Here is a 14,364-nt window from a genome sequence, read left to right on the forward strand (position 1 = left end):
GCCAGCAGCAGTTGGCCATCGACACTGGACGAGTTGGTCCGGCCTTACCCGGCCAACTATCTCTCCGGCGATACCCCGGGGATGCGGAGCTTGTTCCCGCGTCTGCTCGAGGAGCTGAAGGCGAAAGCCGGGCAAGGCAGACAAGGGGGAAGCTCCCAACAAGGCGATCGAAGCGGACAGGATGGAGAGATATCCGCCGCTCCCGGTCCGGCCGAACGCGGCAGCTGGCTGGAGGCGCTGCAGCTGCCGGAGCAGCCGCTGAGGATCGTCGTTGATACAGAGAGGTATCGGCTCGCGGTGCTGAGCGGCGATGTCATCGTTCGCAGCTATGCAGTTGGCCTTGGCGGAGACAAAACGCCTACCGGCAGCTTCTCGATCAGCGAGAAAGTAAAAAATCCGAACGGCCGAGATAACGGCGAGTTCGGAAGCAGAGGTATGACCTTATCCAATACGCTCTATGCAATCCACGGAACCGACGATCCGTCAAGCATCGGCAAGGACCGCTCGCTCGGCTGCGTGCGTATGGGCAGGGCAGATATCGAGGAGCTGTACGATCTGGTGCCGCTGGGCACCTCGGTGACGATCCAGTCTGGCGGGCTAGGCGGCGTGCCGGCACCGGAGGGCGAGCGCTTCGAGCTGACCCCCCGCCACAACGAGACGAATCCGGACAAGGTCTACCGCTGGCTGGACTAGTCCGGCCGCCTTAGGACACGAGCAGCAGGACAGAGACGCCGATGACGATCACGGCAAACGCAACGCCAAGCCAGATCAGCGCTTTTTTGTTCACTTCTTCCTTTTGCTTGCTAGGCAGAGCGGGCGGTCTTTTGCGAGTGGCGCTCATCGATTTCCCTCCTTTCCAAGCAGCCGTCGGCTGCAAACGTTCTGTATAGCAAGTGTATCCGTTTTCGCAGGTTTGCGCAATGTCGCTGTCACCGAATTTCCTTATGCAGCAAGACATCTGACACTTTTCTTTTAAGAAGGAAAAGGCTAAACTAAATTGATAGTGTCGCCTAGGGTGTGCAGACACGCCCTAGGGTAAAGAAACGGAGTTGAACGAACGTGTTGTATTCGAAACTTGCCAAACCCGTGCTATTCCGCATGGACCCGGAAGACTGTCACCATCTGGTCATTGGCGGCATGAGCATCGCGCAGAAGGTGCCGGGCATTCCTTCGTTGCTACGGACGATGTATGGCGTCGAACGGATGCCAGAGCTGGAGACGGAGCTGTTTGGAATGCATTTTCCGCTGCCGATCGGACTGGCCGCCGGACTGGACAAAAACGCAGAAGCGGTCGACGGATTCTCGAGCATCGGCTTTGGCTTCATCGAAGTCGGAACCGTCACACCCAAGGCGCAGCCCGGCAATGAGCAGCCGCGCCTGTTCCGTCTGCCGCCCGATGACGGGTTGATCAACCGGATGGGCTTTAACAATGACGGCACAGAAGAGATGCGGCAGAACATGCGGCGTCGACGGGTACGGACGATCCCCGTCGCCGTCAACATCGGAAAAAACAAAGTGACGCCCAACGAACAGGCGCATGAGGATTATGTTGCGTGCATCCGGGCCCTCTATGACGAAGGGGACTTTTTTGCGGTCAATATCAGCTCGCCCAACACGCCGGACTTGCGCGCCCTCCAGCATGGCGACGAGCTCAAGCTGTTGCTTGACGCGGTGCGCAGCGAGATGGACGCCCAGGGCGCGAAGCGCGGACAACCGGCCAAGCCCGTGCTGGTTAAGATCGCGCCGGATATGACCGACGAGCAGCTGGAATATACGGTGGATACGATTCACGCGAGCGGGATTTCGGGTATAATTGCTACGAACACAACGCTTGGCCGGGTCGGGCTGACGCACCAGCACGCCTCCGAAGCGGGCGGACTGAGTGGTAAGCCGCTAAAGGAGCTCTCCACGCGAATCATTCGACGCGTTTATAGCCAGACCGACGGGCAATTGCCGATTATTGGCTCGGGAGGCATTTTTGATGCCGAAGACGCATACGATAAGATTTGCGCAGGCGCCAGTCTGGTCGAGATCTATACGGCGCTTATCTACAAGGGACCGGAAGTGCTGCGCGAGCTGAATCGCGGCCTGCTCGAGCGGCTGCGTCGCGACGGGTTCCGCAACCTGTCCGAGGCGGTGGGCTCCGGGCACCGGTAAGTACAATATGGAGGGAACGGCATGGAAGGAAAGAACGGCTTGGATGCCAGGGATTGGGATCTGTTCTTGCTCCCGTACGAGCAAGCGATAGAAGAGCTGAAAGTAAAATTCAAGACGTTGCGGAGCGAGCTCAAGGTAAGGGAGTCTTATGCGCCGATCGAGTTCGTCACCGGACGGGTCAAACGAATCTCCAGCATCCTGGAAAAGGCCAAGAAGCTGAATGTGCCGATGGATCGTATCGATACGGGCATCGAGGATATCGCCGGCATCCGTATCATGTGCCAGTTCGTCGAGGATATCCAGCGCGTCGCCGAGATCATCCGCAAACGGCAGGATCTGATCCTCGTCTATGAGAAGGATTATGTCACTCACTACAAAGAGAGTGGGTATCGCAGCTTTCATATGATCGTCGAATATCCGGTGCAGACGGCGCTAGGCTTCAAAAAGGTGCTGGCAGAGATCCAGATCCGAACCTTGGCGATGAACTTCTGGGCGACGATCGAGCACTCGCTCATCTACAAATATAAAGAAAGTCTGCCGCCCCATGTTCGCGAGCGATTGAAAAAAGCGGCCGAGGCCGCCTCCCAGCTTGATACAGAGATGTCCAGCATTCGCGCCGAGATTCTCGATGCCCAGCGCGGTTTTGAGGATCGCTCCAATATCGTCTCCAAGGTACTGAGCGACATCCAGGACTTGTACTTCTACACCCGCGTGCGCGAGGCCGCCCAGTTCCAGCTGAAGTTCAACGAGCTATGGGACCGCGAGGATGTCTGGGGGCTAAAGGAGCTGTCGCTGGAGGTCCAGGCGGCGATTATGCGGGCCAAAAAGAACAGCGGCCAATCCTGAATTGTCTCGTCTGCAGCAGAGAGCCCCCCGGGGGACACCCGGGGGGCTCTCTGCCGACAATAAAGGCGTTTAGCCCTTATGCTTATTGAAGAAATCGGCGAATTGCTGCTCGGTATAGCCTGTGCCGCCGTCGACGGCCACGCCGCCCTCCATTTTGTCTACGAGGGCGCCATTCTCATAATAGGCTAGCGTTGGCGTGAATTGAATGCCCATCTTCTGGAAGTAGGAGTCGAATTCCCGCAGGTTGAACTGAGGCAGGTCGACGCCGGCTTGCTCGGCGATCGGCATCAGCACAGGAGTCGTCTGCTTGCAGAAGCTGCAGTCAGAGGCAAAGTAGTAAATAAACGTACCATCGCTGCTGGCAATTTTGGACTCCAACTCATCGGGCAGGATAATGTTCTGATAGTTCGGGTCGTCCAGGATCGCCCGGGTCTGAGGGTTAAGCTCGGAGACCGGCTTTTTGTAAAGATCATTGACATTGGATTTGTTGAGCACGAAAATCGCGGCAAACAAAATGACGATTATGCCTAAAAAGATGCCCATTTTTTTCATAGCCAGCTACTCTACCTCCATGTGCAATTTGTGTTCATGGACTTAACTGAAGTTGTCCACTTACTTTTCGTTATTATACACCATGCCAATGCTTTTGCGTAAGTGAACAATCGGAATTCGTTGCAAATCTGTGAACCTTGGAGTGATGAAACGTGGAAACTGCCTTCCCGCCCTTATTCGCCGAGCAGATGCAGGCACTGCTCGGCGAGGAATACGAATCGTTCCTGGCATCTTATGACGAGGATCGATGGTATGGCCTGAGAGTAAACCGATTGAAGACCGACGCTGCCGCATTTCGCGGCCTGGCTGAGCTGGGCAACCAGTTGGAGCCGATCCCCTGGGCTCCGGACGGTTACTATTATCCCGAGGCTGTGCGCCCCGGGAAGCACCCGCATCACCATGCCGGCTTGTATTATATCCAGGAGCCGAGCGCGATGGCGCCTGTCGAGCTGCTAGACGTGCATCCCGGGCATCGTGTGCTCGACCTGTGCGCGGCTCCGGGCGGCAAGTCGACGCAGATCGCGGCCAAGCTCCAGGGGCAGGGGCTGCTAGTCGCCAATGACCCGGCGAGCGACCGCGCCAAGGCGCTGGCCAAAAACATCGAGCGCGCAGGGGTGCGCAATGCCGTTGTCCTGCAGGAGGAGCCTGCGGCGTTGGCTAAGGCCTTCCCAGGCTTTTTTGACCGCATCCTGGTCGACGCCCCTTGCTCGGGAGAGGGGATGTTCCGCAAGGAGCCGTCGATGATCGCCTACTGGGGCAAGCAAAGCGCTGCAACCTATACAGCCCTGCAGGACGAGATATTGCAACAGGCGGCGTCGATGCTCGCGCCCGGGGGACGTCTCGTCTATTCGACGTGCACCTTCACGCCCGAGGAGAATGAATGTCGGATCGCGACGCTGCTGCAGGCGCATCCGGAGCTGAGCATCGTGCCGACGGCTCCGTCGCACGGCTGGCAGCCGGGGCTGGAGCGATTCGGCGGCTGTGCCGGAGAGTCGCTGAGCGGGACGGTGAGGCTATGGCCGCATCATGTGAAGGGCGAGGGCCATTATGCGGCCGTATTGATGCGTAGTAGCGAGTCCGTCACACCGTTGTTCGCAGCGTCGGACGACGGGGACATGGAGGACGCGTCGCGGCGTACAATAGCGGGTGCGTCGCTGCGGTCGCAGTCGTCTGCCTCGCGCCGCGACTACAAGGCGAGCCGGACGGCGTCGGTCACCAAGGGCGGACGAGCAGGGCGGGGCGTATCCGAGTCGGCGCAGCCGAGTCCTGCTGAGCAGTGGGGTCGATTCGCCGCCGAGCAGCTGGCGCTGTCTGCTCCGCTCGCCGGAAAGCAGATTGCCTATGGCAGCAGACTGTATCTGCAGCCGGAGGGGCTACCCTCGCTAGATGGGTTGCGCGTCGTGCGGCCCGGCTGGTATATCGGCGAGGCAGGCAAGCATCGCTTCGAGCCTTCGCAGGCGCTGGCGATGGGACTGACCGCTGCCGATGCGGTCCGCATCCTCGATCTCCAGCCGGATGATCCGGCGGTCTGGCGCTATCTGCGGGGAGAGACGGTCGAGGCGGCAGCCGGGCGGATCTGCTCCGGCGCGACGCGACGCGCTGCTGAGGAGCCCAAGGGCTATGTGCTGGTCTGCGTGAACGGTTATCCGCTCGGCTGGGGCAAATGGCAGCAGGGCGTGCTCAAAAACGAACTGGCGCCGGGTTGGCGCATCATCTGATAAAGGAGAGAGCGAGCATGGCCAAGACGATCCGGCTGGACAAGCTGTTGTCTCATATGGGACATGGCTCCAGAAGCGAGATCAAAAAGGCGGTCAAGCAAGGAATGGTCGCCGTCAATGGGACGGTCGTCAAGGATAGTGGACTGGCCGTCGACCCGCAGCAGGATGTCGTACTATGGCAGGGAGAGCGGGTCGTCTACCGCGACGTCGTCTATCTGCTCCTGCACAAGCCGCAAGGGGTCATCTCGGCGACGGAGGACGCGCGGGAGAAGACGGTCATCGATCTGCTGCGCCCGGAGGACCGGCTGCTGCAGCCTTTTCCGGTGGGGCGGCTGGACAAGGACACGGAGGGCTTACTGCTGCTGACCAACGACGGTCAGTTGGCGCATGAGCTGCTCTCGCCGCGCAAGCATGTCGACAAAACGTATGAGGCTGCGGTGGAAGGCAAGGTGACCGAGGCCGATATCACCTTATTCGCCGAGGGCGTCACGCTCGATGACGGGTATGTGACGCTGCCGGCGGAGCTGCGGATCGATGAGGTGGAGGAGGACGAGCAAGGCGTTGCCTGCTCGCGGATTACACTGACGATTCGCGAGGGCAAGTTCCACCAAGTGAAGCGGATGTTCGCGGCGACGGGCAAGCGGGTGACGTACTTGCGCCGTATCGCGATGGGACCGCTGCTGCTCGATCCGGCCCTGCCTCTGGGCAGCTACCGCGAGCTGACGGAGGCCGAGCTGACCGCATTGCGGGAGCCGGTCGGACGCAGGTAGCGTCATAAGAAGAGGCCGCCCACGCGCGCTAAGCGCTGAGGCGGCCTGTATTACGTTGCGGGGATAGATCCCGTCGATCATGCAGTCGCTCAAGCCTATCGAGCTCGCACTAATACAGGAATGTACAGGATATGATGACCAGCAGGATAAACAGGACCAGAATTGCGCCTACCGAACTGTACGCGCCGCCTACAACACCGGACATACGTATTCCTCCCTGTATCGTATTCCGGGAAGGAACAGCCGCGTCTGTAGCGCTGTCTTCGCTCCCGGTATGTGGTAGTATATGCCCGCCCGCCGCCACGGACTGGACGACTGTCCCGGTTTGCGGAGGATTGGGCGCTCCCGGTCAATTGGCATAGGATGGAAGATCGCCGAATATCCATAACTAACTGCATGTCCCGTGTCTCGAACAGCAAGGCCGCTGGCACTGCCAGAAGCCTGTGGCGCAATGCGAATAGGATGTGCAGGCAATCGATGGAGGCGATGACTGATGGATACGCAAGCGCAAGGAATAGCGATCAATGGCATCGGCCTGGCGGTGCCTCCGTATCGGCTGGAGCAGCGGGAGACCGCTGCAAGGCTGGCCCAGGCATTGGCCGAACGGCCGGACGAGGCGCGCTGGGCGAGACGGGTGTTCCGTCAGAACGGCGTCGAGACGAGATATACATGCGAGCCTAATCTGCTGGCGGCCCCTGAGGACTGCCGCTACTTTCCGGCTGCCGGGCAGAAGGGGCTGCAAGCGCCGAGCACAGCCGAGCGGATGGCGATCTACAAGCGGCAATCGGCGCCGCTGGCGGAGACGGCGGCTTTGGCGGCACTGGCCGATGCCGCCGTCGAGCCGGAGCGCGTCACCCATCTGATCACCGTCAGCTGCACCGGTCAGTTTCTGCCCGGCCTCGACGCCGAGATCGTATGGCGGCTTGGTTTGGCTGCGGGTACGCAGCGTCTGCCGCTGCAATTTTTGGGTTGCGCCGCAGGGTTAAAGGCGATCGGAGTCGCGCGCCAATGGGTCGTTGCCGATCCGGGCGCGGTCGTCCTCATCGTCTGCGTCGAGCTCTGCACGTTGCATATACAGCCCAGCGGGGATCGGGAAGCGCTGTACGGCGCGTCGTTTTTTGGCGATGGTGCGTCGGCCTGCGTTGTCTCGACGGAGAGCAAGCGCGATCGATTCCTGCTTGGCGAGCCTTACAGCGTCTTGTTGCCTGACAGTGCGGAGCAGATGAGGTGGGGACTCGGGAACCATGGCTTCGACCTGTATCTGTCGCCGGAGGTACCGAGGCTGATCGCGCGGCATATTCCGGCGGAGCTCGAGCGGATGGCAGGCGGGATGATGCCGGACTGGTGGGCCGTGCATCCCGGCGGCAAAGGGATCGTCGACGCGGTCCAGATCACCTTTAATCTCTCGGAGGAGCAGGTAGCGGCCAGCCGTTCAGTGCTGCGGCGTTATGGCAACCTGTCCTCGGCGACGATCCTTTATGTGCTCGAGGAGCTGCGCCGCACGCTTGAGCCGTCCCGGGAGGCGTCCAAGCAAGGGCTGGCAGTCGCATTTGGCCCGGGTCTGACCTTCGAGGGGATGCGTATGTCCTACGCTAGCGGCAGCGGAACTGCATCGCGCGATTCGGACAAGGCGGGTGTCGGCTATGCGTAGGCTGCTGGCGGAGCGGGCAATCCGGCCGGAGCTGATGGACGACGCCTCGGCGGGCGGTCCCGAGCTGAGCGCGGCGCTCCGTCAGCTGCGCGTGCTGAACCGCATCTTCCATGCGTCAGGCCCGACGGTGTACGGGGTGGAGCGGTTGTGGCGGGCGGCAGGCCGCCCCCGCAGCTTGCGGATGCTGGACGTAGGCTGCGGCTCCGGCGACGTCAACCGCGCCTTGCTGCGCTGGGCGGACAAGCATGGCGTCGACATGGCGATCCGACTGATCGACCAGAGCGTCGAGGCATGCGCCGAGGCCGAGGCGATGTATCGGGACGAGCCGCGGATCGCTGTCACGCGGGAGAATCTGTTCGCGTCGCCTGCGGGCGAAGAGATTGGACCGTCTGTGGAGGAGGAGCGAGCGGACATCGTGACGGCGACGCAGCTGCTCCACCACTTTGAGGGCGAGCGGTTGATAGCGGCGCTGCAAGCGATGCTGCGGCGGGCCAGGCTCGGCGTCGTCATCAACGACATCCATCGCCATTGGCTGGCCTGGCTGGCGGTGTGGGGCGTCTCGCGGCTGTTGCCCGGCAATCGGTATATCCGTCATGACGGCCCGCTGTCGGTGGCCAAGGGGTTCCGCAGCGCCGACTGGCAGGCGCTGGCTGGCAGACTGTCAGGACAGCGGCTGACTTATCGCTGGCGACCGCTGTTCCGTTATGCAGCGACGGTGACGCCGACCGAACGAGGGGGCGGCCCGGATGGCTGACGTCGATGTGGTCGTCATCGGCGCAGGCATCGCCGGCAGCGCGGCGGCGATTGCCCTGGCCCGGCGAGGCTGGCGTACGGCGCTGCTGGATCGTCAGCGCTTCCCCCGGCACAAGGCGTGCGGCGAGTTCCTCTCGCCGGAGTCGCTGGCCATGCTGGCCGAGCTAGGGCTCTCAGGCGCGGTTCGGGCGAGCGAGCCTGCCGAGATCCGCGAGGCGGCGCTGCTGCTGCATGGCCAGCGAGAGCTGAGGCTGCCGCTGCCGGGGACGGCGCTGGGCCTGAGCCGTTATCGCCTAGACCAGATGCTGCATGATCAGGCGACGGCAAGCGGGGCGACGCTAGTCACCGGCGTCGCTGCAAGCGCCGTGCGTCGCTGCGACGACGGCTATATCATCGAGCAGAGCGGCGCGGCGGCGGAGCCGCTCCATGCCCGGGCGGTGATCGTCGCCACAGGGTCGAGTGCGCGGTCCGGCATGCCGGGCGCGCACTCGCGTGCAGGAGGCCGGCAGCCGCGCTATATCGGCATCAAGACCCATCTGGACAGCCTGGCGATCGGCGGGACGGTGGAGCTGTATTTCTGGGAGGGGGGCTATCTCGGACTGGCGCCGATCGAGGGCGGGCAGGTCAATGCGGCTGCGCTGCTACGTCAGGATGCGACGATGCGAGGTCAAGGCTCGATCCTGGAGCTGCTGGAGCAGGCGTGTCGTCGCCATCCCGCCCTGGAGCGGCGACTGCGGGGCGCGCAGCCGGTCCCTGGCACGCAGGCGGCCGTCTCGCCGGTCCCGATCGGGCGACGGCTGCTAGCATGGGATGAGACGGCGCTGATCGGGGATGCTGCCTCCGTCATCCCGCCGCTCTGCGGCGACGGCATGTCGATGGCGCTGCGGTCGGCGCTGCTGTGCGCCGAGCAAGCGGATCGCTATCTGGCGGGGCGTCGCGACCTGGACGGCTGGCGGCATGCCTATGAGCGGGAACTGCGGCGGCAGCTGGCAGGCCCGCGCCGCTGGGGCAGACTGCTGCAATGGGCGCTCGGCAGACCGGGTCTGGCTCCGCTGCTGCGCGAGGCTGCTGTGGTCGCGCCTCGACTGGCTCGCGGCCTCGTCCAGGCGACGCGTTTGCGTCCGTGGCCGGTCAGCCGCGGGCTCGGCGAGTAGGTCGCGATGCTGGCACGGCTCGCATACCGTTATCCGCTCCTCCTCGTCGCTGGCTGGCTCGTCCTGCTGGCACTGCTGGCCCCATGGGCTCCGCGCCTGACCGAGTCGCTCCAGGGCCACGGGTTGCTCGCTGCGGATGGAGAGCATGCGCAGGTGCAGCGCTTGCTCCAGCGAGCCTACGGCATCCCCGCCGATGCGGTCATCGTCCTCTTCGAGCGCCAGCCCTCGGTGACCGCGCAAGCGATGGAGTCGCATATCCGTCAGACGGTCGAGTGGCTGCGGCGCCAGGAGACGACGGCGACGGTCGTCTCGCCGCTGGAGCAGGCGCATATGCGTCAAGGCAACAGCGCCTACGCGTTGCTCAGCTACCAGGCCCCTGTCCATTCCTGGGCCCCGCTGCTCGTGCGGACGGCGGAGGAGCTGCCGTCCTACCCGGGGATTGCTATCCGTCTCACCGGCCAACCCGCGATCCAGGCGGAGGTGGATGGGGCGAGCAGCCGCGATATCCGCCGGGCCGAGCTGATCGGTCTTCCGGCGGCTTTGGCGATTTTGCTGATCGCCTTCGGCGGGCTGATCCCGGCGATCATCCCGATCGTCGCCGGACTGGCGGCGGTCGGTGCGGCGACGGGGATCGTAGCCTGGCTAGCGACCAGGCTGACGCTGTCTTCGTTCGTACCAAGCGTCATCCCGATGGTCGGCCTGGCGCTGACGCTGGACTTTGCGCTCCTGCTCGTCAGCCGCTATCGCGAGGAGCTGGCCTGCTCGGATGCCAACTCGGACGCCGACGCGGCGCTGACCGGCTCGGACGCTGTGGCGGCGTTGACCCGGACGATGCGGACGGCGGGGCGGTCGGTATCGTATGCGGCTGGGGCCGTGGCGCTGGCGCTGCTCGGGACGCTATGGATCCCGATGTCGCTGTTCCGGTCTGTGGCGCTGGCGGCGCTGGTCGCGCTGGGCATGAGCCTGTTCGCGGCCTGGACGCTGGTACCGGCGCTGCTGCGCTTACTGACGCCGTCACTCCTCGGCCGCACTGGCACGCGAGCGTCGTCGCGGTGGCCTGCGAGATGGGCGACCCGCGTGATGCGGCATCCTCGCCTCGCAGCGAGCGTGGCTGCGCTGCTCCTGCTGCTCTGCTGCCTGCCGCTGGCCGGGCTGAGGCTCGCAATCCCGGATGCGGGCTCGCTGCCTAGCGACTCGGAGGCCCGCATAGCCTACGAACGGTACGCGGCTGTCTACGAAGCGCCTGGTCAGTCGACGTTGTACGGCGCTCTGACGGTGACGGATGGGACGGAGAGATCGCAAGCGATGGAGGGGATGGAGGGATCGGCGCAACTCGCTGTGGCGTTGGCGCTGGTCGACGCGCTGCGTGAGGACCCGCTGGTGACGGAGGCGCTGGCGCTGCCACTACCGCCGACTGCGGGCCATCCTGCCTTTGTCCGGTTCCGGTTGGCTGGAGAGCCAGGGTCGTCCGAGGTATCGGCTTGGCTCCGCGAGCGGGGGAGCGAGTCTGTGCGGGGCTCGGGCTCGCTGCTGCTCGGTGGCGAGGCCAAGTACCGACAGGAGGTGCAGGATCTCATTTATGATCATCTGGGCAAGACGGCGCTGAGCGTCGGGGCAGCGAGCTTGCTCGTCCTGCTGCTGGCCTTTCGCTCGGTCGTGATCGCCCTCAAGACGCTGCTGCTCAATCTGCTCAGTCTGGCTGCGGCCTTCGGCTTGCTGACGTGGTTTTTCGACGTGGGGGTGTTCGGCTTGACGGCCGGTCCGATCGCGATTATGATCCCTGTCTTTATTTTCGGCCTGGCCTTCAGCATCAGCATGGACTATGCCGTCTTCCTCGTCTCCCGTATCTATGAGGCCTATCAGCGCACCGGGGACAATGAATCGGCGGTGGTGGCGGGCCTGGCGCACACAGGGAGGATTATTACGTGCGCGGCAGCGATCCTGATCGCGGTGACGCTGCCTTTTGGCTGGGGGGAGGTGGCCGGGGTCCAGCAGCTTGGTCTTGGCATCGCTCTGGCCATCTTCATCGATGCGACGCTTATCCGCTTCCTGCTGCTGCCGGCCTTGATGAAGCTGCTCGGGCTGTGGAACTGGTGGGGGCCGCGACTGCGTCGTTGACGCAAGCAGCTTGCTCCTAAAGTAACGGCGCCCTGTGAGCTGCGAGGAGAGGGCTTGCAATTGCGGCGCTCCGAGTCCGTGGCGTGTCCTGCGTGATATGCGCAACAGCCGTGTCTTGTGATAAACTAGGAATACTAACAACACGGTTGAGGATGAGACGAATGCTTTATTACTTCGCTGCGTTAATGTCGGCCGCTGCCGTCGTCTGGCTCGTCCATCCCCGTCGCGACGCCAATCGCTGGGCCGGCATCTTCCTGTTCAGCGCCGCAACAGGCGGTACGTCGGAATGGCTGGAGGGGCAAGACTGGCTGGTGGCGTCCAGCGTGGTTCAGTACGCTAATCTGACGGTTACGCCTTATGCCGCCTTGGTGTTCGCCCTGGTCTATGGCGGCTGGCTGCGTACGGGCGCTGCGCGCCGGATGGCCAAGCTGCTGCCGCTGGCGCCGGTTATCGGGATGGCGGGCTGGACGACATGGACGCCGTCGTTTGCGATCAACTATCCGCTGCTGGCGGTGTGGTCGGGCTTGTACTATCTCGCCGCCTGCGCGCTGCTCGTGCTCGCCTGGCGTCGCGAGTCGGACCGGCATCTGCGGCGCAGCCGCCGGATCACCGCGGTCATCATGACGCCGACGCTGCTCGCCGTCTATGGCCTGATCTATATCGGACGGGCGATCGACCCGGACTTCCCGTTCTTCGGCTATGTGTCGGGGTTCGTCGCCTACTCTCTTGGTCTGGGGCTGCTGCTCTCTTGGGGTTACGGCGTCCTGGGCGTGCGCGTCCGGGTAGAGGGCGACCCGATGGAGCCCGCGATGCAGGCAGCCAGCTCCGGGGCCTCGATGCTCCATCATGCGATCAAAAACGAACTCGGCAAAATCGCCATCAGCACAGCCAATCTGCGCCGCGAGGTGGAGGGTCGGGAATCCGCCGAGGATCATCTGCGGATCATATCCGCCAGCTCCGAGCATCTGCTGGCGATGGTCTCGCGCATCCACGGCCAGATGAAGGAGCTCTCGCTCCAACTGGAGCCTTGCTCGCCGCAGCGGATCATCGAAGAGCTGCTGCCAGCTTATCGGGAGCGGATGGCTGCCGCCGGCATCTCCGTCGTCACCGACTATGCGCCGCATGCGAGCGTGCTCGCCGATCCGGTGCATCTGCGGGAAGCCTGCAGCAACCTGATCCATAACGCGATCGAAGCAATGCCAAAGGGCGGCGAGCTGCGGATCGCTATCGAGCAGCATCGGCGACAGGTGCTGCTCCGCTTCGCAGACAGCGGCCAAGGGCTCGCTCCCGCGCAGGCGGCGCGAGTGTTCGAGCCGTACTTCAGCACCAAGGGCGGCGGCGCCAACTACGGGCTGGGCCTGACCTATGTCTATAGAGTGATGACCGGCAGCGGCGGTGCCGCCCGCCTGGAGAGCCGGGAGGGCGAAGGCGCGATAGTCACCTTGAGCTTTCCGCGCATGCGACAGAGAGAGGAGTGAGCTTATGACGGACAAGCCGTTCATCCGCGTATTTATGGTTGAGGACGATCCCGACTGGATCAAGTCCGTCACAGCCTTCCTGAATCATGAGCCGGACCTGCTCGTCGTCGGCGCAGCCGCCTCGGAGGAGGAAGCGCTGCGGCTCGCCGAAGGCTTGGACTATGACGTCGTGCTGATGGATATCCAGCTTACGCCGAGCGGTCGCGAGGGCATCTATGCGGCGATGCGCATCCATGAGCTGCGGCCGGTGCCGATCATCATGCTCAGCTCGCTGACCGACAGCGATGCGATCATGCAGTCGTTCACCGCAGGCGCGGCGAACTATCTGGACAAGACGCGCTTCGTCGAGCTGCCGCAGACGATCCGCCACGCCTACCGCCAGACATCGGCGATGGAGCCGCTCCTGCGGGAGTTCGCTCGGCTGAAGCGAGAGGAGCAGCTGCAGGCGCTGACGCCAGCCGAGCGCGAGGTGTACGAGTTGATCGAGCAGGGCTACACGCAGTCGCAGATCGAGCAAAAGCTGTACAAGGCCGAGAGTACGCTGAAAAATCAGGTGAACAAAATATTAAAGAAGCTGGGCGTCAAAAGCAGCAAGGAAGCGGTGGAGCAGGTGAGACGACGCGGGCTTCGCCGACAGCCTCCGGACTAAATGCCGGGCCGGCGCTTGGCGGCGACAATCAAAAAGAACGGCAGCGCTCCAAGGAGTTGCTGCCGTTTTCGCATTAGGAGGGGCCTATGATTTATAGAACCTGTCTGGATCGACTCCCACAAAAGTTGGCGCTGCCGCGGCGGTCACGAATTAGGTACACTTAGGGTAAAGGAGGTGGACGACATGCGGAACAACCATACGGCTCGTCGAGAGCCGATCATCCTGCTGGTCGATGGAGAATGCTTGCTCTGCCGCGGCGTCACGCGCTTCGTCATCCGTCGCGACCCGGCAGGTCGCTTCCGCTTCGCGGCGCTTCAGTCGCCGCTTGGGCAACAGCTGCTGGAGCGGGCGGGGCTGCCGACAGGCGACCTCGACACCTTCGTCATGATCGATCAGGGCGTCAGCTATACTCGCTCGACAGCGGCGCTGCGCACGCTGCGCGAGCTCGGCGGATGGTGGCGGCTGTGCTGGGCCGGCATGCTCGTGCCGGAGCGGCTGCGGGATGCGGTCTATCGGTG

Annotated in this window: 15 protein-coding genes; 12 read left to right on the forward strand and 3 right to left on the reverse strand. The window is 63.2% G+C overall.

Features of this window, described 5'->3' with window-relative positions:
* On the forward strand, positions 1 to 693 hold a 693-nt coding region (locus tag PA598K_RS13685), incomplete at its 5' end, for a L,D-transpeptidase (RefSeq protein ID WP_148091938.1).
* A 10-nt stretch (positions 694 to 703) separates the two neighbouring features.
* Here PA598K_RS13685 and PA598K_RS36190 read toward each other — a convergent pair.
* Positions 704 to 841, reverse strand: coding sequence for a hypothetical protein (locus PA598K_RS36190; protein WP_185601933.1), 138 nt, complete (start codon positions 839 to 841; stop codon positions 704 to 706).
* A gap of 218 nt (positions 842 to 1,059) precedes the next feature.
* Here PA598K_RS36190 and PA598K_RS13690 point away from each other — a divergent pair, with 218 nt between their 5' ends.
* Together PA598K_RS13690 and PA598K_RS13695 are read left to right on the forward strand one after the other, a co-directional pair.
* Positions 1,060 to 2,157, forward strand: coding sequence for a quinone-dependent dihydroorotate dehydrogenase (locus PA598K_RS13690; RefSeq protein WP_128657511.1), 1,098 nt, complete (start codon positions 1,060 to 1,062; stop codon positions 2,155 to 2,157).
* 39 nt (positions 2,158 to 2,196) lie between these two features.
* Positions 2,197 to 3,003, forward strand: coding sequence for a GTP pyrophosphokinase (locus PA598K_RS13695; RefSeq protein WP_128657639.1), 807 nt, complete (start codon positions 2,197 to 2,199; stop codon positions 3,001 to 3,003).
* Positions 3,004 to 3,072: 69 nt separating this feature from the next.
* Here the strand turns inward: PA598K_RS13695 and PA598K_RS13700 are convergent, their stop codons facing one another.
* Entirely contained in the window at positions 3,073 to 3,555 is a 483-nt protein-coding gene (locus tag PA598K_RS13700; protein WP_128657512.1) for a thioredoxin family protein, read from the reverse strand.
* A 152-nt stretch (positions 3,556 to 3,707) separates the two neighbouring features.
* On the opposite strand from PA598K_RS13700, the gene PA598K_RS13705 reads away from it, so the two are divergent.
* Together PA598K_RS13705 and PA598K_RS13710 are read left to right on the forward strand one after the other, a co-directional pair.
* A complete protein-coding gene (locus PA598K_RS13705; protein ID WP_128657513.1) occupies positions 3,708 to 5,273 on the forward strand; it encodes an RsmB/NOP family class I SAM-dependent RNA methyltransferase in 1,566 nt (521 codons plus the stop codon).
* A gap of 17 nt (positions 5,274 to 5,290) precedes the next feature.
* Entirely contained in the window at positions 5,291 to 6,043 is a 753-nt protein-coding gene (locus PA598K_RS13710; protein ID WP_128657514.1) for a pseudouridine synthase, read from the forward strand.
* Between the two features lie 109 nt (positions 6,044 to 6,152).
* Here PA598K_RS13710 and PA598K_RS13715 read toward each other — a convergent pair whose 3' ends face one another.
* On the reverse strand, positions 6,153 to 6,248 hold the full coding sequence (locus PA598K_RS13715) for a sporulation protein YjcZ (RefSeq protein WP_128657515.1): 96 nt from the start codon (positions 6,246 to 6,248) through the stop codon (positions 6,153 to 6,155).
* A 288-nt stretch (positions 6,249 to 6,536) separates the two neighbouring features.
* Between PA598K_RS13715 and PA598K_RS13720 the strand changes: the two genes are divergently transcribed.
* The 7 genes from PA598K_RS13720 to PA598K_RS13750 all read left to right on the forward strand — a co-directional run.
* The gene (locus tag PA598K_RS13720; protein WP_128657516.1) at positions 6,537 to 7,694 is read left to right on the forward strand and encodes a type III polyketide synthase; all 1,158 of its coding nucleotides are present in this window, start codon (positions 6,537 to 6,539) and stop codon (positions 7,692 to 7,694) included.
* The gene (locus PA598K_RS13725) at positions 7,687 to 8,448 is read left to right on the forward strand and encodes a methyltransferase (protein ID WP_128657517.1); all 762 of its coding nucleotides are present in this window, start codon (positions 7,687 to 7,689) and stop codon (positions 8,446 to 8,448) included. Before PA598K_RS13720 ends, PA598K_RS13725 begins: the two co-directional genes overlap by 8 nt.
* On the forward strand, positions 8,441 to 9,601 hold the full coding sequence (locus PA598K_RS13730) for an NAD(P)/FAD-dependent oxidoreductase (protein ID WP_128657518.1): 1,161 nt from the start codon (positions 8,441 to 8,443) through the stop codon (positions 9,599 to 9,601). The genes PA598K_RS13725 and PA598K_RS13730 overlap by 8 nt, the downstream gene beginning before the upstream one ends.
* 6 nt (positions 9,602 to 9,607) lie before the next feature.
* Positions 9,608 to 11,719 (forward strand): MMPL family transporter, encoded by a 2,112-nt coding sequence (locus PA598K_RS13735; protein ID WP_128657519.1) that lies wholly within the window; start codon positions 9,608 to 9,610, stop codon positions 11,717 to 11,719.
* A 161-nt stretch (positions 11,720 to 11,880) separates the two neighbouring features.
* Positions 11,881 to 13,197, forward strand: a complete 1,317-nt coding sequence (locus tag PA598K_RS13740) for a sensor histidine kinase (protein WP_185601935.1) — start codon at positions 11,881 to 11,883, stop codon at positions 13,195 to 13,197.
* A gap of 4 nt (positions 13,198 to 13,201) precedes the next feature.
* A complete protein-coding gene (locus tag PA598K_RS13745) occupies positions 13,202 to 13,846 on the forward strand; it encodes a response regulator (RefSeq protein ID WP_128657521.1) in 645 nt (214 codons plus the stop codon).
* 183 nt (positions 13,847 to 14,029) lie between these two features.
* Positions 14,030 to 14,364 (forward strand): thiol-disulfide oxidoreductase DCC family protein (locus PA598K_RS13750; protein ID WP_260405405.1); only part of this gene is annotated, 335 nt, incomplete at its 3' end.

It is taken from the genome of Paenibacillus sp. 598K, from assembly GCF_003851045.1.
In the GTDB taxonomy this organism is placed as follows: Bacteria; Bacillota; Bacilli; order Paenibacillales; family Paenibacillaceae; genus Paenibacillus_D.